Origin of the sequence: Aeromonas sp. R7-2 (genome assembly GCF_040908105.1) — a bacterium.
In the GTDB taxonomy this organism is placed as follows: domain Bacteria; phylum Pseudomonadota; class Gammaproteobacteria; order Enterobacterales; family Aeromonadaceae; genus Aeromonas; species Aeromonas caviae.
The window spans coordinates 21466-47939 of the sequence record NZ_JBFODC010000035.1; the positions used below are offsets into that span (position 1 = coordinate 21466).

Sequence of the window (26474 nt, forward strand, 5' to 3'; positions counted from 1 at the left end):
TCCCGATCTGATCTTGCGGATCAACATTTCTGGGCGCGAGCCATAAAAAAACCCGCCTCTCGGCGGGTTTTTCATTGCATCGGACTGCGGGTCGATTACTCGGCCTGGGCTGCCTGGATGCCGGTCAGGGCGATGGTGTAGACGATGTCGTCCACCAGGGCGCCACGGGAGAGGTCGTTGACCGGCTTGCGCATGCCTTGCAGCATGGGGCCGATGGAGACCAGCTCGGCGGAGCGCTGTACCGCCTTGTAGGTGGTGTTGCCGGTGTTCAGGTCCGGGAACACGAACACGGTGGCCTTGCCGGCAACCGGGGAGTTCGGTGCCTTGGACTTGGCGACGTTCTCCATGATGGCCGCATCGTACTGAAGCGGGCCGTCGATGATGAGGTCGGGACGCTTGGCCTTGGCCAGCTCGGTCGCTTCACGCACCTTCTCCACGTCCGCGCCGGCGCCGGAGGTGCCGGTGGAGTAGGAGATCATGGCCACGCGCGGCTCGATGCCGAAGGCGGCAGCGGAGTCGGCGGACTGGATGGCGATCTCGGCCAGCTGCTCGGCAGTGGGATCCGGGTTGATGGCGCAGTCACCGTAGACCAGCACCTGATCCGGCAGCAGCATGAAGAAGATGGAGGAGATCAGGGAAGAGCCCGGGGCGGTCTTGATGATCTGCATCGGCGGACGGATGGTGTTGGCAGTGGTGTGCACGGCGCCGGATACCAGACCGTCAACTTCATTGCGCTCCAGCATCATGGTACCCAGTACCACGTTGTCTTCCAGCTGCTCGCGGGCAACCACTTCGGTCATGCCCTTGTTCTTGCGCAGCTCGACCAGACGAGCCACATAGCGCTCGCGCACGGCAACCGGATCGATGATCTCGACGCGGTCGGTCAGTACTACGCCCTGCTGTTCGGCAACACGACGGATCTCTTCCGGGTTGCCCAGCAGCACCGGACGGGCGATACCGCGCTCGGCACAGATGGCGGCCGCCTTGATGGTGCGCGGCTCTTCCCCTTCCGGCAGCACGACGCGCTTGTTGGCCTGACGGGCCAGCTCGGTCAGCTGGTAGCGGAAGGCTGGCGGGCTCAGGCGACGGGAGCGGGTGGACTTGGCGGAGAGAGACTCGATCCAGTGCTTGTCGATGTGACCAGCAACGTAGTCCTGTACCAGCTCGATCCGCTCGCGGTCATCTTCCGGGATGTCGACGTTGAAGTTCTGCAGGCTGACGGCGGTCTGCCAGGTGTTGGTGCCGGTGATCATGATCGGCAGACCGGTGGCCATGGCCTGTTGGCACAGGGCCATCACCTGGGGTTCCGGGTGGTAGTTGCCGGTCAGCAGCAGGGCACCCAGCTTAACGCCGTTCATGGCGGAGAGGCAGGCGGAGACGATGACGTCGGAGCGGTCGCCGGAGGTCACCAGCAGGCTGCCCGGACGGAAGTGCTCGATCATGTTGTGGATGGAGCGGGCACAGAAGGTCACGGTCTGCAGGCGGCGGCTTTCCAGCTCACCCTTGTTGATGATCTTGGCGGCCAGGTGCTTGGCGAGATCCTTGGCGCGCGGGGCGATCAGCTGGGTGTTCCAGGGGATGCAGCCGAGGATGCGCAGCGGGCTCTTGCCGAAGACTTGCAGCACTTCCAGGTTGTGGCCGGTATCGGCGCCGTGGTGGTGCGCTTCGAACATCTCGGTCAGGTCGGGACGGGTCACACCGTGCTCGTCAACCGGGGCACCCACCTTGTTGATGACGCAGCCCACGATGCGCGGGTTGTTGACGCCACCGAAGTTGGAGCAGGCCAGCTCGATGCGCTCTTTGAGCTTCTGGCTGGAGTCGTTGCCCGGATGGGTCACGAACACCATGTCGGCGTCCAGCGCCTTGGCGACGTCGTAGTTCAGCTTGTTGGCAAAGGGTTGCTTGTCGGTCGGAACCAGGCCCTCGATCACCACCACTTCGGCACCGCTGGTCTTCACGTGCTCTTCGAAGCGGGCCACGATCTCTTCCAGCAGGATGTCGGTGTTGCTGGAGGTGATCATGTTCTCGGCGTAGGAGAGGGCGAACGGCTCGGGCGGGTTGATGTTGGCGGCGGCGCGGATCACGGCGGTGGAGCGCTCGGTACCGGTTTCACCCGGACGCGGCTGAGCGACCGGTTTGAAGAAGCTGACATTGACACCGTGACGTTCCATGGCGCGAACGACGCCAAGGCTCACGGAGGTTACGCCGACACCAGTGCCGACCGGGATGAGCATAATAGTGCGTGCCACTTATTACCCCTTGTTCATTTTTTGGGATCAGGAAAAGGCCGCCCTGGGGCGGCCTTGCTCTACAGCTAATTTATGCGCCGACCAGTTCCAGCGCGTCGTGGGCGATGACCCACTCTTCGTTGGTCGGGATAACCAGGGCCTTGGTGGAACCAGCCTTGGTGATCTCGCCGCCCTTGCCGAAGCGAGCCTTCAGGTTGGCGTCGTGGTCGACGTCAAAACCCAGCAGGCCCAGCTTGTTCAGGGTGATCTCACGGATCGGGGCGGAGTTCTCGCCGATGCCGCCGGTGAAGACCACGGCATCCAGACGACCGTCCATGGCGGCGGCGTAGGCACCGATGTACTTGGCCAGACGGTAGCAGTACACGTCCATGGCGCGCTTGGCTTCTTCCTTGCTGTCGTAGTTGTCTTCAACGAAACGGCAGTCGGAGGTGACTTCGGTCAGACCCTGCAGGCCGGATTCCTTGGTCAGCATGGTGTTGATCTCGGCAACGCTCATGCCCAGCTTGTCGTGCAGGAAGAAGATGATGGCCGGATCGATGTCACCGGAACGGGTACCCATCACCAGGCCTTCCAGCGGGGTCAGGCCCATGGAGGTGTCGACGGACTGGCCGTTCTTGATGGCGCAGACGGAGCCGCCGTTGCCAAGGTGGCAGTTGATGATGTTGAGCTCTTCCACCGGCTTGTTCAGCTGCTTGGCCGCTTCCAGGCTGATGTAGTAGTGGCTGGTGCCGTGGGCGCCGTAGCGACGGATGCCGTTCTCTTTGTAGAGCTTGTACGGCAGGGCGTACAGGAAGGCTTCTTCCGGCATGGTCTGGTGGAAGGCGGTGTCGAACACGGCGACGTTCTTCTCGGCCAGTTCCGGGAAGACCTTCAGGGCGGCACGGATACCGATCAGGTGAGCCGGGTTGTGCAGCGGTGCGTAAGGAATGGCGGCTTCGATGCCGGCAATGACGTCATCACAGATGCGAACGGAGGAGGTGAAACGCTCGCCGCCGTGTACCACGCGGTGGCCGATGGCGATCAGGTTCTTGGACAGTTCCGGGTTGAGCGGCAGGATCTTGTGAACGATGAAGTCCAGCGCTTCCTGGTGAGCGGCACCGGCACCCAGATCAGCGTTGCCTTTCTCGCCGTTCAGCTTCCACTTGATGCGGGCGTCGTCGAGGTTGAAGCATTCGGCCAGGCCGGACAGCAGGTCATCACCGGTGGTTGCGTCAATGACAGCAAACTTCAGGGACGAGCTGCCACAGTTAAGAACAAGAACCAGCTTACTCATGAATAAATCCTATCGCAGATTGGGTTGGGTTGGAGGATGCGCCGGACGCGGTGCGTCCAAAAACTATCAACTTATCCTTATGAGGGTTGGCAATCTGTTGCTTGCCCCTTGTATAGTGATACAAGACCCGAAATTCAGACGTCCCTGACTGGTCAGTGGCCGTGCCCCAGCGTAAAAATGGGCGTACAAAGGATAACCTGATTGTTGAAAAATAACAAAGTCATCCTCAACCTTTGTTATTGCCTCTCAAATATTGTCGAGGTTTTGCCGTTAATACGTTCGAAAAGAGCTCGGAGGTAGCATGAGCATGAACATTTTTGGAACTAAATTACAGCAAGGCCGTCATTATATGACTCTTTGGCCGCGCCGTCCCGAGCTTAATTCCATGTTTCCGGAGAATCGGGTGATCAAGGCCACCGAATTCGCCCTCAAGGTGATCCCGGCACTGGCGGTGCTCAGCGTCATGGTGCAGTTCCAGTTTGGCGAGCTTCATTACTGGCCCTCCGTGATGGCGTCCGTGCTCTTCCTGCTCAGCCTGCCGCTGCAAGGTTACTACTGGCTCGGCCAGCGCGCCGATACCCGGCTGCCCCCCTCCCTCGCCACCTGGTATCGGGAGATAAACGGCAAGATGAACGAGCAGGGCGGTCAACGTCAGCTGGTGGCCCGTCCCCGCTACGAAGAGCTGGCCGATACCCTCAACGCCGCCTTCAAGCAGCTGGACAAATCCTTCCTCTACGAATGACTTTCCGAAGTCAGACTGACGACAAAGGCGCCCTCAGGCGCCTTTTTCACATTCAGGCGGCCAGCACCTTGCTGATCTCCTGGATGGAGAGCTTGTACTGACGGGGGCACTGACGCCAGACCGCCAGCATGCGCTGGTACTTGTCCCGCATGGCGATGTCGCTGGAGAGCTCGTCGCAGGGGCAGGGCAGTTCGGGGAAGCGCTTGTCCACTTCCAGCAGGAAGCAGACGTAATCCGCCAGTTCCCGCTCCTGGCTGCGGCTGTAGCCGTTGAAGGCAAGGCGGCTCTCGTTGACATCGGCCCGGGCGCTGGTATCCAGGTTGCCCCAGGAGATGGCCAGTGCATGGTGCAGCTCCAGGGTGTCCAGCACCTCCTGGCAGGTGGCGAGGTCCAGATGGCCGAAGCTCTTCTCCAGCTCGAGGATCTGCAGGCAGTAGCCGCGCTCGACGATGGTGCTGGCACGCTGGTAAAACGCCGCCTTTTCCGGATTGAGTTTGGCCAGGATCTCGTACTGGTTGCTCAGGATCAGGCGTTCGGTGTGGCTCATGTTCATGGGCTGTCTCGCTGGAAAATGAATCTGGGGTCACGTTAACCCATATCCAGGATGAATTTTTTGATCTGAGAGGGGAGGTTGGCGAGAAAAGGGGGGAGAGGCGCTCTGGTGAGCCGCCAGAGAGTGGGGGCTGATGCCGTGGTGAAACGAGCAGGGCCCGCCATGGCGAGCCCTGCAACAATGCCGCTGGTGGCTTACCCCTTGACGAGGTCGAGCACCACCTGATGGTGATCGCTGGTCTTGAACTTGTCGAAGCGATGGGCAACCTTGCCCTCTTCGTCGATGAGGAAGCTCAGGCGATGGATGCCGTCATACTCCTTGCCCATGAACTTCTTCGGGCCCCAGACGCCAAAGGCATCGGCCACCGCGTGATCCTCATCGGCCAGCAGGCGGAAGTTGAGGTTGTCGCGCTCCTCGAACTTTTTCAGGCGCTTGGCGCTGTCCGGGCTGATGCCGAGCACCACCACATTGAGGGCAGTCAGCTCGCTATTGACGTCGCGCAGACCGCAGGCCTGGGTGGTGCAACCCGGGGTCATCGCCTTGGGGTAGAAATAGATCAGCACCTTCTTGCCGCGCAGGTCGGCGAGGCGAACCTGATTGCCGTCCTGATCGGAGAGGGAGAAATCGGGGGCCTGGGTACCAGCTTCTAGTGGTGACATGGGGTCTCCTCGGATAAACGCCGTCAGGCGTACTTGTGATTGACGATGAATTCGAACGACTCGGCGCCCAGTCCACGACAGAAATCGGCGAAGGCTGTCTTCGAGCCGGGCTCTTCTCCCTGCTTGGAGAGATTCAACTGAAAGTTCGCCTTGAGCAGGTTGAAGGGCTGCTGTTCCAGGGTGATGGTCTGCATGGCCTGGATGTCCCAGCCGTGATCGCTGAAGAACTGGGTGCACTGACTTACGATGCCCGGCTGATCCCGGATCAGCACCTCTGCGCTGGCGCTGATGTCATATTGCAGGGAGTGGTGGCGCTCGGTGCGTTTCATCATGGTGATGAGATCCCACTCCTGGCTGCGCAGTGGGAGGCTGATTTCCAGTTGCATCAGGCTGTTCCAGTCACCGGACAGCAGCATGATGAAGGTGAATTCGTTGCCGAAGATGCCAAGACGGCTGTCGACAATGTTGCAACCGCAGCCACTGACGTGACGGGTCACCTCATTGACGATGCCAGGCCTGTCCGTGCCGATGGCCGTTACGACCAGGTAGTGAGTCATAAATCGTCTCTCGTCCATTATTGAGAATGCGTTGACCGCGGGTGCCGGCACCCTGCCGTGAGGCCTCTTGTGCGCTCGTGCATTCATACGTTTTGTGCCGGATGGTAACACGGCTTGTCCCGTGCCTCCCTTGTTTTTCAAAAGGGGCAGCTTTACCATTACGCCCCTGAAAATCGGGAGAATTATCCATGTTACGCGGTAGTATTGTTGCGCTCGTTACCCCCATGCTGCCCTCGGGCGACATCGATTGGGTCAGTCTGGCAGCGCTGGTGGAATATCATGTGGATGCCGGGACCAGCGCCATCGTCGCCGTGGGAACCACGGGAGAGTCGGTCACCCTGAGCGAGCAGGAACATATCGCCGTGGTTGAGAAGACGGTGGAATACGCCGCTGGACGCATTCCCGTCATCGCGGGCTGCGGCTCCAACAATACTGCTCACGCCATCGCCCTCTCCCGGCGTTTCGCCACCATGGGCGTGGTGGCGGGTCTCTCGGTTACCCCCTATTACAACAAACCCACCCAGGAAGGCCTCTATCGTCACTATTGTGCGATCGCCGAGGCTAGTGGTCTGCCTCAAATTCTCTATAATGTGCCCGGTCGCACCTGCTGTGACCTCAAACCCGAGACGGTGGCCCGTCTGGCCAAGGTGCCCGGCATCATAGGTTTGAAAGAAGCGACTGGCGATCTTGGCCGTACCCCGCTGCTGCGCGAACTGTGCGGGCCGGATTTTGCGCTTTATAGTGGCGATGACGCCAGCGGATGTGATTTTATGCTGCAAGGGGGCGATGGTGTCATTTCGGTCACCACCAATATTGCGGCGCCCCAGATGGCCGACATGTGTCGTGCTGCCCTGGCCGGTGATGCCGGGCAGGCTCATGACATCAACAATCGATTGATGCCGTTGCATCAGACTCTGTTCTGTGAACCGAGTCCCATCCCGGTGAAATGGGCCTGTGCCCGGCTGGGATTGATGGCGACGGCGACCTTGCGTCTGCCCCTGACCGATCTCACCCCCGAGGGGGAAGCGGCGATGGCGCGAGCACTGACGACTGCGGAGTTGATGGCGAGTGTTTAAAGCAAATGGAAAGGGAAATGCAGTGCGCCTGGTACTGAGTGTCGCGACGGTGGCCGTGCTGGCTGCCTGCAGCTCACCCCAGGAACGCAAAATGGCCAACCGTGGCTTCGAGTATGAAGAGAGCCGCCTCGAAGGCCGCGCCTTCCTTGTGCCCGCCGGGTTGAGTACCCCCGCCTTTAACAGCAATTTCGACATTCCGGCCCTGCCCGAGAGCAGCCGTGAGGGCGCCCTCGGGGCCAAGGTGGACGTGCGTCCGCCCGCCCAGTTGCTCACCGTGGTGCCCGGCAGCCAGGTGGTGGCCAATGCCAGCGAGCCAACCGTCGCCTTCTATGCCCTCAGCACCTCCCAGAGCGTGGAGCGCGATACCTGGGCCTTCCTGATGAACTTCCTGGCCGAACACAAGGTCACCACCGAGAAGCTGGATCAACAGGACGGCGTCTTGCAGACCGGCTGGTTTGACAACTCAGCGGTGCTCGATGGCTGGGCGGAAGATGACGATGACTTCAAGATCCGTCAGCGTTACCAGTTCACCCTGCGCAACGATGTGCAGCGTCACGCCATCAAGATGTCGGTACGGGTGCTGGATCACGAAGAGACCATCGACGGCGAGACCAGCACTGTGCTGACTCCGGCGGATGCCCAGCGTTATGCTACCCGCGCCCTGAACCAGTTCTCCCTCTATTACGACAAGCAGCTCAAGGCCCGTGAACAGCACAAGTCCAGCGATGGCATGGGGCTGGAGCTGGGTCTGGACAACAACGAGCTGAGCGCCTGGATTGCCGAAGGGTCGTTTGACCAGGTGTGGCGCCGCCTCAATCAGGTGCTGCCTGCCTATGGTTTCACCATCAAGGACACCCAGCAGTCCCTGGGCTGGATCGACGTGGAGTACGACGAGCCGGACAGCGAGTTCTGGAAGGCCAAGGGAGCGGAGCCCTTCAAGCTCGAGGAAGACAAGTATCGCTTCCAGCTCGGCGAGATGACGGGCGGCAAGACCTCCATCACCCTGTTCGACAAGGACAAGAAGCCTGTCGCATCCGGTGTCATCTCCCAGATGTACATCAGCCTGTCCGAGGCCTTTGCCAAGGGCTTGGCCGATCAGGGGGCGAAGTAAGCATGGAAACAGGGGCCTCGCGCCCCTGTTTTGTTATGTCCGGGTTGCCGCAGGGCCAGCGTGCCGAGCCGGTTGCCGCGGGCCTGAGTACCTGATGATGTGAATCCCCCACAGACAGGGGTCTGGTGCCCCTGCCTAACTAGTCCCACAACAGGAAGTGTTATTAGCCATGAGTCTTGCAGATCAAGTATTGGCGGTGAACGACGATTTGCCGATCCGTACCGATAAACCTGTCCATTCCGGCAAAGTGCGCAGCGTCTACTGGTTGACCCCGGCAGACAGTGCCCGGCTCATTCGGGAGAAAGGCTATGATGTGCCGGCCGATACGCCCCTGGCCCTCATGGTGATCAGTGATCGCATCTCGGCTTTCGACTGCATCTGGCAAGGGGTGGACGGTCTGAACGGCGTGCCGGGCAAGGGTGCGGCGCTCAATGCCATCTCCAGCCACTGGTTCAAGCTGTTCAAGGAGCAGGGGCTGGCGGACAGCCACATCCTGGACATCCCGCACCCCTTCGTCTGGATCGTGCAAAAAGCCCGTCCCGTGATGATCGAGGCCATTGCCCGCCAGTACATCACCGGCTCCATGTGGCGTGCCTACAAGGATGGTGAGCGGGAATTCTGCGGCATCACCCTGCCGGAAGGGCTCAAGAAGGATCAGAAGCTGCCCGAGATCCTCATCACCCCGTCCACCAAGGGGATCCTCAAGGGGCTGGATGGCGTGCCGGAAGCGGACGACGTCAACGTCTCCCGCGGCGACATCGAGCGCCACCATCAGGCCTTCGGCTTCCGCTCCCCGGCGGACATCGACCGCTACGAGGCGCTGCTCAAAGAGGGCTTCAACGTCATCAGCGAGGCGCTGGCTGCCCTGGATCAGGTCTTCGTCGACACCAAGTTCGAGTTCGGTTACGTGACCGATGCCGCCGGTCGCGAGAAGCTCATCTACATGGATGAAGTGGGCACCCCCGACAGCTCCCGCATCTGGGACGGCGCAGCCCTTCGCGGCGGCGAGATCATCGAGAAGTCCAAAGAGGGCTTCCGCCAGTGGCTGCTGAACCACTTCCCGGATCCGGACATCCTGCTCAACAAGAACCGCATGCCCGAGCGCTTCGCCCTGGCCCGTGACAACAAGCTGCCCACCGAGGTGATGATGGATATCTCCCGCACCTATGTGGGGATCGCCGAGAAGATCATCGGTCAGCCGCTGGTACGCAGTGCCAATCCGAAGCAGGAGATCATCGAGGTACTGCGGGAGCAGTACGGCCTGATCGACTGAGGCCGACCGCTTTTTTTGCCGCAGGCGAACAAACGTTTGCCGGTGGTAGGCGAGGCACTTGCAACGCAGATGACAAAACGGGCCCCATGACGGGGCCCGTTTTCATTGGGTTGTCCGGAGCGCTCAGCCATTGACCCGGAAGATCTGGCCGGTCTGTACCCCCAGTACCGATTTCTTGTAGGCCTGGGCCACCCGGGCGGCGGGTACCGGCACGAAGCCCGGGAAGAAGTCGGCATACTTGCTCATCGACTCTTCCAGCACGGTGGGGCTGACCACGTTGATGCGAATGCCCCTTGGCAGCTCGCAGGCGGCACCTTTAACGAAGTGCTCGATGGCACCGTTGATGGTGGTGGCGCTCACCCCCCAGTGGATGGGCTCCTCGCTCAGAATGCCGCTGATGAGGGTGATGGAGCCACGGTCGCTCAGGTGGGTAATAGCGGCCCGGGTCAGGTTGATCTGGCCCATCAGCTTGCTCTGAAGCCCCACCTGCCACTGCTCGTCCGTCATCTCGGTCAGGGCATTGAAGGCGACGCTGCCGCTGGCGACCACCAGGGCATCGAAGGACCCGACCTGCTCGAAGAGCGCCCGGATGGAGGCGGGGTCGCGCATGTCCACTCTGGCATCCCCCTGGCTGTGACCGACCCGGATCACCTGGTGATCCTGGGCAAGCAGTTCGCTGACGGCGGCGCCAATGGTGCCGGAGGCACCCACAATCACAATCTTCATATCTATCGCTCCTGGTTGAGATGAGTTGATGATAGCGGGATAAAAAGGGAGAAAAAGCGCTTATGATGAACCCATTGTTTCCATATTGGTGCTAATGATGGATATCACCCACCTGGCCAGTTTCTATGAAGTGGTGCAGCGGGGCAGTTTCTCCGCCGCTGCCGATGCCCTGGGGGTGAGCAAGGGGATGCTGAGCCGCCATGTCAGCGCCCTGGAGTCCGCCCTCAATGCCCAGCTGCTCCAGCGCACGACCCGCAGACTCAGCCTGACCGAGGCGGGGCGGGTGCTTCACCAGCAGGCCGGCGAGATCTTCGCCCTGGCCCGGGAGGCGGAGGAGGGGATCCGCGCCCTGACCGAGGAGGACAGCGGCCGCCTGCGCTTCACCTGCCCGGTCAGTACGGGGGACCGCATGGTGAGCGAGCTGCTCGCCCGTTTTGCCGAGCTCTGCCCCGGCGTCCAGGTCGAGCTCAACTTCACCAATGCCATGATCGACATGAGCCAGGGGGAGAATGACATCGCTCTGCGGGCCATGGAGCTGATCCCCGACAACCTGGTGGCCCTGCCGCTCGGCAGGCTCAAGGATGTGGTGGTGGCAAGCCCCGCCCTGCTGGCGCGGGAGGGGATCCCCGCCACTCCCTATGAGCTGGGGGGGCGATCCTGCCTGCTGCAGGGCCACAACCCGGACTGGGAGCAGTGGCACTTTCGCCAGGGGGAAGAGGAGGCGCACATCCTGGTGCAGGGGCGAGTGCGGGCCAACCACTACAGCACCCTGCTGCAACTGGCCCGGGCGGGCATGGGCTTTGCCAAGTGTCCACTGATGCTGGTGGAGGCCAGCCTGGCCCGAGGGGAGCTGGTGGCCGTGCTGACGGAGTGGCAGACCGGCCTGCACCCGATCCATGTGCTGCACGCCCAGCAGCGCCGGGTGCCGCGCAAGATCCGGCTGTTCAAGCAGGTGCTGGCCCAGTGGTTTGCCGAGCGACCCCATTATCTGCTGGGGTGAGCCTGCATCCCGTTATTTTTCTGTCATCTGGGGCTGCTACCCTGCGCCCTTCATCGCGAAAGGAGAGTCAGGGAATGAAGCGTCATCAGGGTTGGGCAGGGGTTGCGCTGCTGTGCTGCGGCGGTGTGCAGGCCGAGGTCAGGGTCGAGGTGCCCCGGGATTTCCAGATCCTGGCGGTGAGCGCAGGCAAGGTGCAGGACGAGCAGCACGCCATGCTGGCCGACGGAGAGCAGCAACTGCTGGTGCGTTACGAGGGGGTGATCCCGAGTCGCAACAGCAGCGACAACGATCGCCAGGTTCGCTCCGAGCCCCAGGTGCTTCGCTATGAGGCCCGCGGGCAGTCGGTGCGCCTGCAGGCTCCCGTGCCTGCGGACGAGGCCGGGATGGAACGCTACGCCAGGGCCCCTGTCCTGGGCCTGGTGGCGGGGGGGCAGCCCCTCGAGGTGCGCCAGGATACGCTGGTGGTGCAAGGGATGCAGATCGGCATGGACTGGCATGCCAGGCTGATGGAGTACAACCGTGGCGAGGGGCCTGCCGTGCTCGCCGGTGCGGCGGATGTGACTGCGGCCGCCGTGGCGACGCCCCGGGCCTCCTCCGTGCCGGCCAGCGCCCTGGAAGGGCAGTTGCAACAGCTTTTCCTGCAGGCGGACCCCGCGCTTCGCAAGCGCTTCATCGGTTGGGCCGTGCCGCGCCTTTAAGTTTGCTCCCCGTTGCAGTAACGTGGGCACATCTTTGATTCCCGATGTGCCCATGTTGATCAGCGAGGCCCCCATGTTTGAATTGCACCCCCGCCTTCAGGCGGATACCCGGATACTCGGGGATCTGCCCCTGTGCCGCGTCCTGCTGGCCAAAGACAGCCAGTATCCCTGGCTGATTCTGGTGCCCCGGGTCGCCAACCTGCGGGAGATCCATCATCTGGCCCCCGAGCAGCAACAGCAGTTGATGCAGGAGTCCTGCACCGTCGCCACCCTGATGGAGCGGGCACTCGGCCCGGACAAGATCAACGTGGCGGCCCTCGGCAATCTGGTGCCTCAGCTGCACCTGCACCACGTGGCCCGCTTCAGCTCGGATGCGGCCTGGCCCGGTCCCATCTGGGGTGCCTGTCCCGCCATTCCCTATGAGGAGCAGGCCTTGCAAGGGGCGGCTGCCAGTTGGCAAACCCGTCTGGCTACCCTGGATGGATTTCAGCCATTTCTGACTGATAATCCAGTCAAGTGAGAGGTGGCTCGCGCTTTGGGCACCGGGATCACGCAATCTGTTAGCGTATCGCGCCGGTGCATGGTGACATGGGCGACACGAGTGACAGCCCCATTATTTCGATCAGCAGGAAGGTTCCATGATAGTGACAAGATCCGAGGATGATGCCGTATTGACCACAGAGGACGTACTGCTGAGCCTGTGCAATTCGGTGACGAGCGTATTGAGTGCGGCGACCCAGACCCAGGTGCGCTTCTCCGGCATGGTGCAGCGGATCAGCAAGACCTGCCTCAAGCCTGACATCGGCTGTTTCGTGCTGTTTGACGGCGGCTTCTCCGGGCTGGTGGTGATCAACTTCTCCGCCGCCGCGGCCATGGAGCTCTACCAGAGCTACATGCTGAGCATGGGGCTCTCCAAGGAGGATCTTGCCATCTCCCACACCTCGGACGAGGTGAGCAACGTCATGGGCGAGCTGATGAACCAGATCGTCGGCAGCTTCACCACCAAGGTGGGGCGCGAGCTGCAGACCCACATCACCCAGAACCAGCCCAAGATGCTGGCGCTCAACAAGCAAGTGATGCTGAGCGTCGACACCAACCTCGACAATCCCGAGACCCGCCGGGTGACCTTCTTCACCGCCAGCAACAACATCTTCTATCTGGAGCTGGCCATGGACAAGACGGAGTTTATCCGGATCCATGATGGCGGCGTGCAGGAGGAGGTGGATCCCGACGAGCTGATCGCCCAGGCCAAGCAGTCAGCCAAACCGGCCCCGGCGGCTGCGCCGGCGAGCAACGAGCACGACGATCTGCTGGATTCCCTCGGCATCTGATGGTCGAGGGTTGTGCAAATGAAGAGGCCACCCCGGGGGTGGCCTTCTTGCTTGGGGCGGGTCAGAAGTTGTAAAGCAGCCCGGTACTGAAGCGAAGCGCCTCGGCATCGTAGAAGTCGATGTCGGAGTCGGCGCTGGAGTAGGCCGCGGTGAAGGTGGCGGCAAGGGGTTTGATGCCGAACAGGTTGTGCCAGAAGAAGGTGCCATTGAGGGCGAACTCGCTGGCATCGGCGCGCTGGCCGAACAGGGGATTCGCCTCGTCATACTTGCGCTTGCCGGCGTAGAGGTTGCTCACGATGGACCACTGGGAGGCGCGCTTGGCATAGGTCAGCTGCAGACCGGTATTCTTGAAGCTCTCCGCACTCCCGTCCAGGCGGGCCTCCTTGTAGAGGAAGGCGGGCTCCAGCAACTGGTCGCCGCCGAAGTGGTACTGGTAGGAGACAGCCAGGTCGTGGACCTTGCCGTTGCGGCTCAGCATGGAGGCGTAGTGGGTGCCGTGGGTCAGGTCATATTGCTGGCCACTGCGCTCCTCGTCGAGCTCCACTTCCCGGCTGGTCAGGGTGGCGTAGACGTTGCTGCCCCAGATCCTGTCCCAGGCAAAGCGCACCCCTTTCGAGGTGAGATCGGTGGCGCTGCGATCCACGCCGGTGGCGAAGGGATCGCTCCACACTTCCACCGGCATGAGGTTGAACACCAGGGAGGTGGCGACGATACCCTTGTCACCCATCTCCTGGCGCAGACCGAGTTGCTGGGTAAAGTCGAAGCGCACCGCGTCCTGGATGAGGTTGCCGAGGAAGACCTGGGTGCGGGTATCGGCGAAGGTGTAGCGGATATCGGCATTGAGCAGCGGGCTCAGACCGCTTTCGCGGCCGGGGGAGCCCAGATCATCGATACGGCTGTTGCTGTCGTCACCGGCATAGAAGTTGGACTTGTGGCTGCCGGCATTGACCCCGCCCAGCAGAAAACCGGACCAGCCGGTCTGGCGGGGGATCTCCCCCAGATCGGCGTGGGCGGTGGTGGCGACCAGCAGGCCAAGGCTCAACAGAACATGATTTCGCATCGGGTATGCTCCTGACATAACGAATGAGAAGGGTGACAGTGTGCCCCGGTATTCCGGTGGAACCGGTGCTGACTGAGGCATGGCAGGCATGCTACCCCAGCCGGAGTGTGACGTTAATCAATAATTGAATACGCGACGGACAAGAGTTCATGGCGCCGTACTGGTATCCTGTTTGCGCAAGAAAAGGGGAGAAAACAACGAGATGAAGCAGATCAAATCCTGGGCGCAATATTACGTCGACCTGATGACCAAGCTGGGACTGGTGCGCTTCAGCATGTTCCTGGCCACCGCCATCATAGTGCTGGCCGTTTCGATCCAGATGGGGGTGACCCTGTTTTTGCGCGGCACCGTGGACATCGTCGACCTGGTGCGCTCTGTCTTCTTCGGCCTGCTGGTGACCCCCTGGGCCGTCTATTTTCTCTCCATCGTGGTGGATCAGCTGGAGGACTCCCGCCAGCGGCTGACCCGCATGGTGCGCAAGTTGCAAGACATGCGCGAGCGGGATCTCGAGCTCAACAGCCAGTTGCAGGAGAACATCAGCCGGCTCAATGCCCAGATCGCCGAGACCAACCGGGCCGAGACCCTGCGCCAGCAAGCCATCGAGGATCTCGAAAACGAAGTGTTCCAGCGGGAGAAGGCCCAGTTGCATCTGGGGGAGCGTACCGCCCTCTTGCGCTCCTTCATCGACTGCTCCCCCGATCTGGTCTATTACCGCAACGAGGACGAGCAGTTTTCCGGTTGCAACCGCGCCATGGAGGAGCTCACCGGCAAGGTGGAAGCGGAACTCATCGGCCTGACCCCGTTCGATGTCTACAAGCACGACATCGCCAGCAAGGTGGTGGAGACCGACAAGCAGGTCTTCGCCCAGAACGAGCCGCTCACCTATGAGCAGTGGCTGGAGTATCCCGATGGCCGCAAGGCCTATTTCGAGCTGCGCAAGGTGCCCTTCTTCGACCGCTTCGGCAAGCGGCTCGGCCTGCTCGGCTTTGGTCGCGACATCACTGAGCGCAAGCAGTACCAGGACAAGCTGGAGAAGGCGAGTCGGGACAAGACCACCTTCATCTCCACCATCAGCCACGAGCTGCGCACCCCGCTCAATGGCATCGTCGGCCTGAGCCGGATGCTGATGGATACGCCCCTCGATGCCAGACAGCAGCAGCAGCTCAAGACCATCCACCTGAGCGCGGTGACGCTCGGCAACATCTTCAACGACATCATCGATCTGGACAAGCTCGACCGTCGTCGGCTGGAGATTGCGCCGGCTCCGCTGGATTTGCCCGCCTTCCTCGACGAGCTGGAGACGCTGTCGCGCATCCAGGCGGAGCAGAAGGGGCTCTATCTGCACTTCGACCGGGACGGCGACATGCCCCAGTTCGTGATGGCGGACGGCACCCGGCTGCGCCAGGTGCTGTGGAACCTGGTAGGCAATGCGGTCAAGTTCACCGATGAAGGAGGCGTCACCATACGCTGTCTCGCCCACGCCGCTGATGAACCGGGCAAGCTGGCGCTGCACTTCGAGGTGGAAGACACCGGGGTGGGCATTCCCCGCGCCCAGCAGGAGAAGATCTTCGCCATGTACTATCAGGTGCAGGGCAAGAAGCACGCCACCGGCACCGGCATCGGTCTTGCGGTCTCCCGCCAGCTGGTGCAGGCCATGGGCGGTCAACTCTATGTGGACAGCGACCCGGGCGAAGGCGCCTGCTTCACCGCCGAGCTGGAGGTGGACTGCGTCGAGCCCAGGGCCGCGGCCCCGGAGCCCGAGATGCCCTCCCTCGACATCCTGCTGGTGGAGGATGTGGAGCTCAACGTGACCGTGGCCTGCGCCCTGCTGAACAAGCTCGGCCATCAGGTCAAGGTGGCGCGGGATGGTGCAGAGGCGCTGGCCATGGCCAACCCGGATGATTTCGACTTGATCCTGCTCGACATCCAGCTGCCGGACATGACGGGGTTCGATGTGGCGGAGCAGCTGCTCGCGCGCTACGGCGACAGCTTGCCCCCCATGGTGGCGCTCACCGCCAACGCCACCGGCGATCGCCAGTACTACCGGGATCACGGCATGCAGGATGTGATCAACAAGCCGCTGGGCTCCAAGGCGGTGCGGGAGGTGATAGGCCACCTGTTTGCGGATCTTGCCGGGGACGAGGCGGACGAGCAGGACGATGTCCACCATCAGGATGCCCTGCTGGATCTGCCCTTCCTCACCGATTACGCCAGCACGGTCGGCAAGCCGGTGCTGCTCTCCAGCGTCGAGCTGTTCGAGAAGATGATGCCGGATTACATGGCGGTGCTCGACTCCAACATGATTGCCAGGGATCAGGCCGGTGTGGTGGAGGAGGCCCACAAGATCAAGGGGGCGGCGGGCTCCATCGGCCTGCGCCGGTTGCAGCAGACGGCCCAGCTTATCCAGAGCCCGGAGCACCCCGCCTGGTGGGAGAACGTGGAAGACTGGATTGAAACCCTGCGCCGGGAATACCCGGGTGACATCGCCCGCCTGCGGCGCTGGCTGCTCTCGTAGACACGACGCCTCAGGCAAGGAGCCACGACATGTATGACCGTTTGATCCCCCCCGAGCGCATTCACCCCTGGGGAGACGAAGACCTGCTGGAGGCGACGGAGCAGGACCGCACCCGCATCGTGCAGGCGGCGCCGGTGCGCCGCCTGCAGCAGAAGACCCAGGTCTTCCCGCTCGATGTGAAAGCCTCGGTGCGCAGCCGCCTCACCCATTCGTTGGAGGTACAGGAGACCGGTCGCCAGATCAGTCGCCGCATCCTGGCGGCGCTGCCGGCCGGAGTGGTCTGCGAGGGGGCCTTCATCAATCTGGTGGAGATGTCCTGCCTGTTGCACGATGTCGGCAACCCGCCGTTTGGCCATTTCGGCGAGCAGGTGATGAGTCAATGGCTTGCCCAGGAGCTGGACGGCCTCTTCGCCCGTGCCCACGACCAGTTGCCGAGCCCCCAGTGGGCAACCCTTCGCCAGGATCTGCTGGTGTTTGACGGCAATGCCCAGAGCCTGCGACTGGTACACAGCCTGCACGAGCTGAACCTCACCCTGGGGCAGCTGGCGGCGCTGTGCAAATACCCGCAGCAGCCCCTGCCGGGCCTGCACCATCCCCAGGGCTATGGTCAGCACCACGGCTGGACCAGCAAGCGCGGCATCTTCTTCAGCGAACAACCCCTCTATCGTGCCCTCGGCCAGAGCCTGGGGCTGGCCGAGGGGTGCCGTCATCCGCTGGTCTACATCATGGAGGCGGCGGACGACATCTCTTACTGCATCGCCGATCTCGAGGATGCGGTGGACAGGCGCATCCTCACCCAGATCGAGCTACTGGCAGCTCTGCGCGAGGCGGACGAGGGCGGTTACATGGCCGACCTGCTCGATGAGGCGCTTGCCTCCGGTCGGGGGTTCTTCCCCCATTTTCGCCAGCATCTGACCCGGGATCTGGTGGCGCTGGCCGCCCATACCTATGTGGCCGAGCACGATCAGATCCTGAGCGGGGCCTATCCCCAGGCGCTGCTGCACGGTCAGGCTCCGGCAGCCCGGGTACTCGATACCCTCAAGCGGGTGGCTCGCGAGCTGGTGTTCATGCGCCCGGAGGTGGAGGCGCTGGAGCTGGAAGGCTATGCCGCCCTGCGCGGGGTGCTCTCCACCTACGCCTGCCTGTTGGCCCTTCCCGCCAGCCAGTTCGAGCGGCTGCTCGCAGGCAACGGCGGGAGCGAGCTCTTCTTTGCCCGGCGGCTGTTCCACCGCCTCTCTGCCCGCCACCTCAAGGCGTACCGGCTGGCGGTGGCGAGCCGGGATCCCCGTTTCGAAAAGGAGAGCGAGCAGGAGTGGTACTACCGGGTGCGGCTGCTGCTCGATTATGTGAGCGGCATGACGGATACCTATGCACTGGAGGAGTTCCGGCTGTTGTCAGGGATTTGACTGAACCTCTTTTTGGCCGCATTCCACCCATATGGGTGGGAGAGATATTGCGTAAAATTCGGTGTTTTTTTACACTGCGGCAACTTGTTCAACTTTCACACGGTAAGGAGACGACCATGCAACATTCCATGTTCAACGTTGCGTTCGATCGCTGCTCTGGCAGCGCGAAGACTCGTGCTCTTTATTTGCCGCGTGGAGGGGACAGGTAACACCTGCTTTTTTCATCACCCGCGGTTGTCCCGCAGGGTGATCACCTCTCTCCGGGGGAACCGCACGTTCAACTGGAGAATATTATGTCTATCGAACTCGCCCTGCTGCGCCACGTAGAGACCCTGGTTCAAAAAAGGATCACCCGGCTGGAGCGTCGCGTCAGCTACCTGCATCTTTCACCTGCCCTGCTCAAAGACATCGGGCTGGAAGGCAAGGAAGTGCAGATCGCCCACATCCGTGAGCGGGAGTTTCAAACCGGTTTCCGGCTCGGGAACCGAATAACCTGATGGGAGGGGGCCCGGCCCCCGACCTGGTGGATGGCAGGCCTGGGCCTGCCATTTTTCTTTCCTGATGAGAATTGTCTCAATTTAGTTGTCGCACATTGCGCCAAACACTCTATGATCCCCCTCCGTTTCGTATGGGAGTTGATAATGTTCCGCCGCTGCTGTCGTCTCATCCTGCTATGTGGTCTGGCTTTCTGGAGCCTGATGGTTGCGGCTGCGCCGGCGCAACTGGACCAGAGCAACTTCACCCTGGACGAACTGCACTGGCTTGCCACCCATGATGAACTGGTCGTCGGCATGCCTTCGGCGGCCTGGCCACCCTATGTCTATACCGATGGGCGCGGTAACTTCACCGGCCCCCTGGATGAGTTCGCCTCCCAGATTGCAGCCAGGCTGGGAGTGAGCCTTCGCTACCGTGCGTATGCCAACAATGCGGCGGTCCAGCAGGCCTTGCTGGATGGCAAGGTCGACATGTTGATCGGGGTGGCTCCGAGCCCGACCCGCACCCTGCAGATGCAATTTACCTCCGAGCTGATGGCACTGCCCCGGGCCGTGCTGTTGACGGGGGGGCGGGAGAGCCTCTCTCTGGAAGAGGCCTATGGGGTGCGCTGGGTCTGCGTCTTCGGTGTCAGCGCTTGCGATGAGCTGCTGCGCCTGGGGATCTCGAACCTGATCACGGCCGACAGCCGGGACGAGGCGATCTTCATGCTCAAGGAGGGCAAGGCGGATGCCTACCTGGCCGAGTTGCCCATGCTGAACCGGCTGCAAGCCATGGCGGGCATGGCGCTGGCCAGGATCGACTGGATGAGGGATACCTCCCTCGCCATGGCCGTGGCGCCCAGGAATAATGTCTTGCAGGGACTGCTGGAGCGGGCCCTCGAGGATATCTCTCCCTTGGAGCGTCGCGCCATTCTGGAGGCGGGGGACATCCTCGACTATGCCCTGGTGAAAAGGAGCAGGGAGATCGTCTTCAATCCGCAGGAGCAGGCGTGGTTGCAAGCACATCCGGTCATCCGCTACGGGGTTGCCCCGGATTGGCCCGGGATGAGCGAGGTGGACGACAGGGGGCGGCTCAAGGGGCTCATTGCCGATCTGCTGACACTGATGAGCCAGCGTGCCGGGCTCCAGTTCACCCTGGTGCCGACCCGGAGCTGGGCCCAGAGCATGGCGCTCTTCCAGGATCGCAAGCTGGATCTCATCCCGGCCATGACTCCCACCGCGGAGCGTCAGCAGTTTGCCCGGTTTACCCCCAACTACGCGTCGATCAACCGGGTGGTCGTGGCGAGGCAGGGGATGGCCGAGCTCACCGCCGCCAGAGCACTGAAAGGGCACAGGGTGGGCATGGTAGGGGGCTCGGTGGAGCAGGTCTTGCTGAACGAGGTGGGGGCCATCGCCGTGCCGGTGGCCAGCGATGCCGAATTGCTGCCCCTGCTGGACCAGCAGAAGGTCGACTATGTGCTGATGAGCACCACCACCCTGGAGCAGTCGCTGCAAAAGGGATTCAGCGACCGCTACCAGGTGGTCTTCTCCGGCAGCGACCTGCGGGTACCCATCGCCATGGCGACCCAGTTGCAGGACCCCATGCTGCAGCAGATCCTCACCAAGGTGCTGATCGCCATTCCCCCCGACGAGCTCTCCGCCCTGGAGAAAAAGTGGCTCTCCCTGACCATACAGACGGGACTGGATCCGAAGACGGTGCTGCTCTGGTCCTCCCTTGGCGGCGGCATCTTCCTGCTCTGCCTCTTGCTGTTCATGGGCTGGAACCGGACGTTGCGCCGCCAGATCAGCCAGCGGCGAGAGGCCGAGCGGCGGCTCGAGGAGCAGCTGGTGTTTGTCCAGATGATGCTGGATGCCCTGCCCAACCAGGTGGTGCTGACCAACGAGCGCTATGAAGTGGCAATGACGAACCGGGCGTATCGGCAGATGTTCCTCGGCGGGGAGAACCTGACGGGCTCCTATGAGCGGTTGCTCCAGGATCGATTGCCCGAGTCGATCCGTGCCAGGGTGATGGAGGAGGATGCCAGCGTCTGGGAGAGCGGAGAGGAGCTTCATGGACGGGGCGAGATCCGGTTTGATGACGATCGCCTGCACCAGATGATCTACACCAAGCGGCTCTTTGCGGGGCCCGATGACAAGCGGCTCGGGATCTTGACCGTGCTGACCGACGTGACCGAGCTGGAGCAGGCGCGGTTTGCGGCCCAGGAGGCGCAGACCCGGCTGACCCAGATCACCGACAGCATGCCGGGTCTGGTCTATCAGTATCACTGGCTTGGGCCGGGCAAGGGGCACTTCCTCTACACCTCGCAAGGGGTCAGGGAGATGGTGGGGGTCGAAGAGGACCTGGTCGGCATGGCGGTCACCGGTGCCTCCATCCTGGGGCTGACAGGCAAGGCGCACGAGGACTTCGTGGCCACGGTGGATCGTCATGCCCTGAGCATGCAGCCGCTGGATCTCGAGGTGGAGATCCGGCGCCAGGGGGAGGCGGGCTATTTGCAGATCCGTGGTCATTTCGTTCACCATGAGGGGCTTGAAGGGGTCATATTGAACGGCGTGGTGCAGGACATCACCAAGCTCAAGCGCCAGGAGCTGGAGCTGCGTCAGGCCAGGCGGGTGGCGGAGGAGGCGACCCAGGCGCGCAGCCGCTTCCTCGCCACCATGAGTCATGAGCTTCGCACTCCCATCTCCGGCATGCACGGCATGCTGGAGCTGCTGCAAATGAGCGCGCTGGACGACGATCAGCGCTACATGTTGCGCAATATCTCGACCTCCACCAACCATCTGCTCTATCTGGTGAACGACATCCTGGACTTCTCCAAGATGGAAGCCGGGCAGTTGCAACTGCACCCCCATCACTGCCGCCTGACCTCGGTGATTTGCGATGTCATCCGGGGACATGCGGCCCTGGCCTATGGCAAGGGGCTCAACGTGACGCTGCGGTGGGGGAAGACGGTGCCGGATCTGGCCTGCATCGACGGGATAAGGGTGGGGCAGGTGATCTCCAATCTGTTGAACAACGCGGTGAAGTTCACCGAGGCAGGGGCGATCGCCATCCAGGTGGATTATGAAGACGACCGGCTGGCCTTCCGGGTCCGGGATACCGGGATCGGCATCGCCCTGGAGCAGCAGCGCACCCTCTTCATCCCGTTCAAGCAGGTGGAGTCCGACACCAATCGCCGGTTTGGCGGCACCGGGCTTGGGCTTGCCATCTGTCATCAACTCACCCAAAAAATGGGGGGGAGCCTGACCCTGGAAAGTACCCCCGGAATGGGCACCTGCGTGACCTTCACGCTGCCCCTGGCCGAGTGCCAGTGGGAAGCGCCGCCCCTGACCGGTCAGGTATGGTGGTGGTTTGGGGAGGATGAGGGGCTGGAATCGGTGATGGCCAGGCTGGGCGCCAGACTGGTACGCATGGAGGCACACCATTGGCAGCAGCCCCTCGAGGGGCATCTGCTGGCGCAGGAGAATCACCTGGAACAGGCCCTTGGCAGTGACTGGCTGGCCTGTTTGCAGCGTTCGAACCTCAAGGGCATAGTACTCTCTCCCCATGAGGCCCTGCGGGGGCGCATGGGGGGCGACGCCTGGTGGCGACTGGGACAATCGCCTCTCTACCCCGATTTGTTGCTGGAAACCTGCCAGTCACTGTTCAACCAGCAGGCGAGCCAGTCGAAGGGGATGGAGGGGGAGAAGCTCAGGGGGCGGGTGCTGGTGGCCGATGATCACCCCGTCAACCGGGCATTGCTGACGAGGCAGCTCGCTATCCTGGGGCTCGAATCCGAGGTGGTGGAAGATGGCGAGGAGGCGCTGCGCGCCTGGCAGGGGCAGGATTTCGCCCTGCTGCTGACCGACTGCCACATGCCGGTGATGGATGGCTATGCCCTCACGCGAGCCTTGCGGGATGCCGGGGACAGTGCTCCCATTATCGGGGTGACGGCCGATACCTCTGAGGAGGCGAGCCAGCAGATGCGTGATGCCGGCATGAACGACATGCTGTTCAAGCCCTACAGCCTGGATGCCCTGAGCCAGACCCTGGGACGCTGGTTGCCGACTCAGGAAGAACAGCTCGCCTCGGAGGCGCCCCGGCAAGCCAGGGTTCAGCTGCCAGGCATAAGCTGGTTGACCCTGTTCGGGGATGAGGCGGTGGCTCGCAGCATGGCCAGCGAATATCTGGAAGCCAACGAGCAGGATGGCGAGGACATGAGGCTGGCGCTGGCCAGCCAGGATACCCAGGCGCTGGTGGAGACGGCACATCGCATCAAGGGGGCCGCGCGCATGGTAGGACAGCAGGCATTGGCAGAGGAGGCGGCCCGGCTGGAGGCGGCGGCCAGATTGAAACAACTGGACAAGCTCGATGACCTGGCCAGGGCGGTACAGGCATTGATGGACTCTATCAGAGGTGAAACGGGGTTATGGCTCGATGAATAGCGCACGGCATGAGTTGGCGATCATGGTGGTGGAGGATCACAACTTCCAGCGCAAGGCCCTGATGCACCAGATCCGCGGACTGGGCTACGGCAACCTGCTGGAGGCGCAGGACGGGGAGGAGGCGCTGGCACAGTGCCAGCACCACAGGGTCGACATCCTGTTCTGCGATCTGCGCATGCCGGGCATGGATGGCATGGCGCTGCTGCGCCGCCTCTCCCTTGGCGGGTTCCGCGGCGGCATTGTGCTGTGCAGCGCCCTGGAGGATGACGTGGTCGATGCCGTGCTGCGCATGAGCCGGGCCTATGGCCTGCAGGTGCTGGGGCGCATCGAGAAACCCGCGTCTCCCCAGCAGATCGCGCAGCTCATCGGTGCCTGGCGGCCCCAGCAGGTGCGCAGCCAGGAAGAGGATGGTTATCACCTGACCCTGGATGAGCTGCGCCGGGCGCTGGATCAGGACCAGTTGCTGCCCTGGTATCAACCCAAGGTGGGTTTTCACAACGGGGAGTGGCTCGGCATGGAGGCGCTTGCCCGCTGGCAGCACCCCGAATATGGCCTCATCTCGCCGGCCCGTTTCATTCCGCTGGCGGAGCACAACGGGCTCATCGACCCGCTCACCGAGGTGATCATCGGCAAGGCGCTGCGGGACGGCCACCTGTGGGAGAAGACCGGGCTCTCCCTGAACCTGTCGATGAACCTCTCCACCACCTCCCTCATCGAGGGGGATCTGTGCAACACCCTGCTCAGCCACTGCCAGCGCTGGAGCATCAACCCCGAGCTCATCACCCTCGAAGTGACCGAGAGCGCCTTCGTCAAGGATCTCGGCAAGTCGCTGGAGGTGCTGACCCGCTTGCGGATGCACGGTTTTGGTCTCTCCATCGATGATTTCGGGACCGGCTACTCCTCCATGCAGCAGCTCGCCCTGCTCCCCTTTACCGAGTTGAAACTGGACAGATCCTTCGTGGATCGCTGCTATGAAGATCCCTCTCGCCTAGCCATCATCGAGTCCAGCATCGAGCTGGCTCGCAAGTTGGGCTTGAAATCGGTGGCCGAGGGGGTCGAAGATGAGGCGACCTGGCAATTGCTGGCGAAGCTGGGGTGCGATCAATGCCAGGGCTTCTTCTCCGCCCGTCCCATGCCCCGCGAGGAGCTGATGGGATGGCATCAGGGTTGGCAGGCTCGTTTGCCCGCGCTCATCAGACGCTAATCCCGGGCAGGATGCCCGACGAATTCCAAGGATGGCCATGAAAATATCAAGCAAGTTGTTGTTGAGCTTCTGTTTTATCAACCTGCTCATCATTCTCTCCTCCGCCCTTGTCTATCATCAGCTCGGCCGGATCGAAGGCTCGCAAGATGCCTTGCTGGCCCAGGCCCTGCCCGCCCTGCAGCGGGACGAGGCGAGCCAGAAAGCCCTGATTGCCACCGTTTCATCCCTGCGGGCCTATCTCATCCTCGGCAAGGATCCGGCACAGGGTGATCGCATCAAGCAGGAGTGGGAAGAGGCCTGGCACGCCATCGATCGCCAGCGTTTCACCCCCGACCTGACCCGGGCACTCAAGGATTTCAAGGGGGCACAGTCACAGGTGTGGGCCCTGGCTCACACCGAAGAGAACCTGCCCGCCCACACCCTGATGCTGCTGGAGGCCGGCCCCCTGGCGGAGTCGGCCCTCGATCAGTTGCAGTCTTTTGCCAATGAAGAGGTGGCAACGCCCCAGGCGACGTTGCCCGGTGACAGGCGCCTGCTGCTCAAGCAGGTGGGGGATGCCTACAACAGCCTGGGCAATGCGCTCTCCGCCCTGCGGGATTTCCTCATCTCGGGGGAGAAGGAGTACCTGGACAAGTACCGGGACTACTACCAGTTCCACCAGCAGCGGGTGGCCGAGCTGAAGCAGCAAGAGGCCAACTTCACCGAGGCACAAAAGGGGCTCTGGACGCTCTTTGAAGAGATGTCAGCCCCCTTTGCCGAGCTGGTCGGCCAGGTGATCGAGAAGCGTCAGGCCCCGGACTGGGACAGGGCCAACCACCTGATGGCCACCGAGATAGAGCCCGCCCTGACCCGGCTGGCGGATCAGCTGGCGACCCAGGTGACCCATACCCGTGCCGAGGTGGACAAGATGGCGGGGGAGATGGCGGCCGCCAGTCAGACCATTCACCGCACCCTGCTGCTGGCCACCACCAGCGTCATCCTGCTGGGCACCCTGGTGGCCCTGCTGTTCAGCCGGCGCCTGACCCGGGACATCGCCAGCCTGGTGAAACGGGCGGGCCTGGTGGCCGATGGCCGCCTCCCCGTCACCCCCTTGCCCGTGCTTCGTCAGGATGAGCTGGGAGGGCTCACGGGCTCCATCAACCGGATGTCGGCACAGTTGCGCGAGCTGGTGGGGGAGATCCAGGGGGCGGTCGGTCAGGTGGAAGGGGCTGGCCGCGAGGTGGGCCAGACCACCAATGCCATCGTGGATGATCTGGCGAGCCAGAATCAGCGGCTCGATGCGGTGGCAGCCGCCATCGAGCAGATGTCGGTCAGTACCCGGGATGTGGCGGGCAACATTGCGGACGCGGCGGGAGCGGCTCGCCAGACCGAGCAACAGGCAAGGGAGGGAGAGCAGGCCCTCGCCCGCATGGGGACCACCATGGCGCAGATTGGTGCCATGATTGCCAAGGCAAACCAGGCGATGACGCAGCTCAGCAGCCAGAGCGAGCAGGTGGGGAGGGTCACCGAAGTGATCGCCACCATCGCCGAGCAGACCAACCTGCTGGCACTCAATGCGGCCATCGAGGCGGCGCGGGCCGGTGAGCAGGGACGGGGATTTGCCGTGGTGGCCGATGAAGTGAGGCAGTTGGCCAGCCGCACCAGCGCATCGACCATGGAGATCAACCAGACCATTGCCAGCATCCAGCAGCAGACCCGGGAGACCGCGGATACCGTGGGCAGCGGTACCCTGCTGGTGGAGCAGGGGCGCGGCGCCGTGGCCTCGGTGACCGAGACCCTGGAGTCGATGGCGACGCTGGTGCAGGATCTCAGCGGCCAGCTTGCCGCCATCGCCACCGCCACCGAGCAGCAGTCAAGGGCGGCGCAGGAGGTGGCGGGCACGGTGGAGGAGATTGCCGGGCTCAGCCATCAGTCCAGCGAGCATGGCCAGCAGGGGGAGCAGATCGCCGCCCGCCTGACCCGGGAGACCGGGAGACTGACATCGGCCATCAGCCGCTTCGAACTGGATGCCTGACGCAAGGGAGAGAAAAACGGGGCAGACCTCTGGGTCTGCCCCGTTTTTTTCGGCCCGAAAACCTGGTGGTGGAAGGATGCACGACGCAGGAGCGGTCCTGACCGTTCGGAA

General features: G+C 62.6%; 21 protein-coding genes. 14 read left to right on the plus strand and 7 right to left on the minus strand.

All coding sequences use genetic code 11. From position 1 onward, the window contains the following. Window positions 1–95 precede the first annotated feature (95 nt). Window positions 96–2249 carry a phosphate acetyltransferase gene (pta, locus tag AB5Y47_RS13745; protein ID WP_010673161.1) on the minus strand — a complete coding sequence of 718 codons (2154 nt, stop codon included), beginning with the start codon at window positions 2247–2249 and terminating at the stop codon, window positions 96–98. Between the two features lie 70 nt (window positions 2250–2319). Continuing rightward, a complete protein-coding gene (locus AB5Y47_RS13750) occupies window positions 2320–3522 on the minus strand; it encodes an acetate kinase (protein ID WP_010673162.1) in 1203 nt (400 codons plus the stop codon). Between the two features lie 301 nt (window positions 3523–3823). On the opposite strand from AB5Y47_RS13750, the gene yfbV reads away from it, so the two are divergent. Continuing rightward, complete coding sequence (gene yfbV / locus AB5Y47_RS13755; protein ID WP_029313829.1) at window positions 3824–4264, plus strand: terminus macrodomain insulation protein YfbV; 441 nt, start codon at window positions 3824–3826, stop codon at window positions 4262–4264. Window positions 4265–4316: 52 nt separating this feature from the next. On the opposite strand, the gene AB5Y47_RS13760 is transcribed toward yfbV, so the two are convergent. From AB5Y47_RS13760 to AB5Y47_RS13770, 3 genes are all read right to left on the minus strand, one after another. Continuing rightward, on the minus strand, window positions 4317–4817 hold the full coding sequence (locus tag AB5Y47_RS13760) for a YfbU family protein (RefSeq protein ID WP_214002839.1): 501 nt from the start codon (window positions 4815–4817) through the stop codon (window positions 4317–4319). Between the two features lie 194 nt (window positions 4818–5011). Then, window positions 5012–5476: a thioredoxin-dependent thiol peroxidase gene (gene bcp, locus AB5Y47_RS13765; RefSeq protein WP_045523796.1), complete on the minus strand. Its 465-nt coding sequence runs from the start codon at window positions 5474–5476 to the stop codon at window positions 5012–5014. Window positions 5477–5499: 23 nt separating this feature from the next. Further along, window positions 5500–6033 (minus strand): glycine cleavage system protein R, encoded by a 534-nt coding sequence (locus tag AB5Y47_RS13770; protein ID WP_010673166.1) that lies wholly within the window; start codon window positions 6031–6033, stop codon window positions 5500–5502. A gap of 188 nt (window positions 6034–6221) precedes the next feature. Here AB5Y47_RS13770 and dapA point away from each other — a divergent pair, with 188 nt between their 5' ends. The 3 genes from dapA (at window position 6222) to AB5Y47_RS13785 (ending at window position 9493) form a co-directional block, all read left to right on the plus strand. Next, the gene (dapA, locus tag AB5Y47_RS13775) at window positions 6222–7109 is read left to right on the plus strand and encodes a 4-hydroxy-tetrahydrodipicolinate synthase (RefSeq protein WP_029313831.1); all 888 of its coding nucleotides are present in this window, start codon (window positions 6222–6224) and stop codon (window positions 7107–7109) included. Next, complete coding sequence (bamC, locus tag AB5Y47_RS13780; protein ID WP_029313833.1) at window positions 7102–8220, plus strand: outer membrane protein assembly factor BamC; 1119 nt, start codon at window positions 7102–7104, stop codon at window positions 8218–8220. The genes dapA and bamC overlap by 8 nt, the downstream gene beginning before the upstream one ends. A gap of 169 nt (window positions 8221–8389) precedes the next feature. Beyond that, complete coding sequence (locus tag AB5Y47_RS13785) at window positions 8390–9493, plus strand: phosphoribosylaminoimidazolesuccinocarboxamide synthase (protein ID WP_039040947.1); 1104 nt, start codon at window positions 8390–8392, stop codon at window positions 9491–9493. 123 nt (window positions 9494–9616) lie between these two features. Here the strand turns inward: AB5Y47_RS13785 and AB5Y47_RS13790 are convergent, their stop codons facing one another. Next, the gene (locus tag AB5Y47_RS13790; RefSeq protein WP_042881199.1) at window positions 9617–10219 is read right to left on the minus strand and encodes a short chain dehydrogenase; all 603 of its coding nucleotides are present in this window, start codon (window positions 10217–10219) and stop codon (window positions 9617–9619) included. Between the two features lie 97 nt (window positions 10220–10316). On the opposite strand from AB5Y47_RS13790, the gene AB5Y47_RS13795 reads away from it, so the two are divergent. The 4 genes from AB5Y47_RS13795 (at window position 10317) to AB5Y47_RS13810 (ending at window position 13248) form a co-directional block, all read left to right on the plus strand. Beyond that, the gene (locus AB5Y47_RS13795; protein ID WP_042016837.1) at window positions 10317–11219 is read left to right on the plus strand and encodes a LysR family transcriptional regulator; all 903 of its coding nucleotides are present in this window, start codon (window positions 10317–10319) and stop codon (window positions 11217–11219) included. Between the two features lie 74 nt (window positions 11220–11293). Next, a complete protein-coding gene (locus AB5Y47_RS13800; protein ID WP_324022874.1) occupies window positions 11294–11917 on the plus strand; it encodes a DUF2057 domain-containing protein in 624 nt (207 codons plus the stop codon). Window positions 11918–11990: 73 nt separating this feature from the next. Then, on the plus strand, window positions 11991–12437 hold the full coding sequence (locus tag AB5Y47_RS13805) for an HIT domain-containing protein (RefSeq protein WP_368220313.1): 447 nt from the start codon (window positions 11991–11993) through the stop codon (window positions 12435–12437). Window positions 12438–12555: 118 nt separating this feature from the next. Further along, window positions 12556–13248: a DUF3334 family protein gene (locus tag AB5Y47_RS13810; RefSeq protein ID WP_029313837.1), complete on the plus strand. Its 693-nt coding sequence runs from the start codon at window positions 12556–12558 to the stop codon at window positions 13246–13248. A 61-nt stretch (window positions 13249–13309) separates the two neighbouring features. On the opposite strand, the gene AB5Y47_RS13815 is transcribed toward AB5Y47_RS13810, so the two are convergent. Then, complete coding sequence (locus tag AB5Y47_RS13815; protein WP_042881204.1) at window positions 13310–14308, minus strand: DUF2860 family protein; 999 nt, start codon at window positions 14306–14308, stop codon at window positions 13310–13312. A gap of 202 nt (window positions 14309–14510) precedes the next feature. On the opposite strand from AB5Y47_RS13815, the gene arcB reads away from it, so the two are divergent. The 6 genes from arcB to AB5Y47_RS13845 all read left to right on the plus strand — a co-directional run bounded on the left by arcB (window position 14511) and on the right by AB5Y47_RS13845 (window position 26363). After that, the gene (gene arcB, locus AB5Y47_RS13820; RefSeq protein ID WP_045523789.1) at window positions 14511–16823 is read left to right on the plus strand and encodes an aerobic respiration two-component sensor histidine kinase ArcB; all 2313 of its coding nucleotides are present in this window, start codon (window positions 14511–14513) and stop codon (window positions 16821–16823) included. Between the two features lie 29 nt (window positions 16824–16852). After that, complete coding sequence (gene dgt / locus AB5Y47_RS13825) at window positions 16853–18229, plus strand: dGTPase (RefSeq protein WP_069651844.1); 1377 nt, start codon at window positions 16853–16855, stop codon at window positions 18227–18229. 293 nt (window positions 18230–18522) lie between these two features. Next, window positions 18523–18726: a hypothetical protein gene (locus tag AB5Y47_RS13830; protein WP_041211124.1), complete on the plus strand. Its 204-nt coding sequence runs from the start codon at window positions 18523–18525 to the stop codon at window positions 18724–18726. Window positions 18727–18870: 144 nt separating this feature from the next. Then, the gene (locus AB5Y47_RS13835; RefSeq protein WP_368220314.1) at window positions 18871–23145 is read left to right on the plus strand and encodes a transporter substrate-binding domain-containing protein; all 4275 of its coding nucleotides are present in this window, start codon (window positions 18871–18873) and stop codon (window positions 23143–23145) included. After that, complete coding sequence (locus AB5Y47_RS13840; protein ID WP_041214588.1) at window positions 23138–24349, plus strand: EAL domain-containing protein; 1212 nt, start codon at window positions 23138–23140, stop codon at window positions 24347–24349. Before AB5Y47_RS13835 ends, AB5Y47_RS13840 begins: the two co-directional genes overlap by 8 nt. A gap of 37 nt (window positions 24350–24386) precedes the next feature. Then, entirely contained in the window at window positions 24387–26363 is a 1977-nt protein-coding gene (locus AB5Y47_RS13845; RefSeq protein WP_368220315.1) for a methyl-accepting chemotaxis protein, read from the plus strand. Window positions 26364–26474: the final 111 nt, after the last annotated feature.

Bases quoted from the DNA above. Each gene is read 5' to 3' on its own strand.
- AB5Y47_RS13750 (WP_010673162.1), bottom strand. From the start codon at position 3,522: ATGAGTAAGCTGGTTCTTGTTCTTAACTGTGGCAGCTCGTCCCTGAAG.
- yfbV (WP_029313829.1), top strand. From the start codon at position 3,824: ATGAGCATGAACATTTTTGGAACTAAATTACAGCAAGGCCGTCATTAT.
- AB5Y47_RS13760 (WP_214002839.1), bottom strand. From the start codon at position 4,817: ATGAACATGAGCCACACCGAACGCCTGATCCTGAGCAACCAGTACGAG.
- bcp (WP_045523796.1), bottom strand. From the start codon at position 5,476: ATGTCACCACTAGAAGCTGGTACCCAGGCCCCCGATTTCTCCCTCTCC.
- AB5Y47_RS13770 (WP_010673166.1), bottom strand. From the start codon at position 6,033: ATGACTCACTACCTGGTCGTAACGGCCATCGGCACGGACAGGCCTGGC.
- dapA (WP_029313831.1), top strand. From the start codon at position 6,222: ATGTTACGCGGTAGTATTGTTGCGCTCGTTACCCCCATGCTGCCCTCG.
- AB5Y47_RS13785 (WP_039040947.1), top strand. From the start codon at position 8,390: ATGAGTCTTGCAGATCAAGTATTGGCGGTGAACGACGATTTGCCGATC.
- AB5Y47_RS13790 (WP_042881199.1), bottom strand. From the start codon at position 10,219: ATGAAGATTGTGATTGTGGGTGCCTCCGGCACCATTGGCGCCGCCGTC.
- AB5Y47_RS13795 (WP_042016837.1), top strand. From the start codon at position 10,317: ATGGATATCACCCACCTGGCCAGTTTCTATGAAGTGGTGCAGCGGGGC.
- AB5Y47_RS13800 (WP_324022874.1), top strand. From the start codon at position 11,294: ATGAAGCGTCATCAGGGTTGGGCAGGGGTTGCGCTGCTGTGCTGCGGC.
- AB5Y47_RS13805 (WP_368220313.1), top strand. From the start codon at position 11,991: ATGTTTGAATTGCACCCCCGCCTTCAGGCGGATACCCGGATACTCGGG.
- AB5Y47_RS13810 (WP_029313837.1), top strand. From the start codon at position 12,556: ATGATAGTGACAAGATCCGAGGATGATGCCGTATTGACCACAGAGGAC.
- AB5Y47_RS13815 (WP_042881204.1), bottom strand. From the start codon at position 14,308: ATGCGAAATCATGTTCTGTTGAGCCTTGGCCTGCTGGTCGCCACCACC.
- arcB (WP_045523789.1), top strand. From the start codon at position 14,511: ATGAAGCAGATCAAATCCTGGGCGCAATATTACGTCGACCTGATGACC.
- dgt (WP_069651844.1), top strand. From the start codon at position 16,853: ATGTATGACCGTTTGATCCCCCCCGAGCGCATTCACCCCTGGGGAGAC.
- AB5Y47_RS13830 (WP_041211124.1), top strand. From the start codon at position 18,523: ATGTCTATCGAACTCGCCCTGCTGCGCCACGTAGAGACCCTGGTTCAA.
- AB5Y47_RS13835 (WP_368220314.1), top strand. From the start codon at position 18,871: ATGTTCCGCCGCTGCTGTCGTCTCATCCTGCTATGTGGTCTGGCTTTC.
- AB5Y47_RS13840 (WP_041214588.1), top strand. From the start codon at position 23,138: ATGAATAGCGCACGGCATGAGTTGGCGATCATGGTGGTGGAGGATCAC.
- AB5Y47_RS13845 (WP_368220315.1), top strand. From the start codon at position 24,387: ATGAAAATATCAAGCAAGTTGTTGTTGAGCTTCTGTTTTATCAACCTG.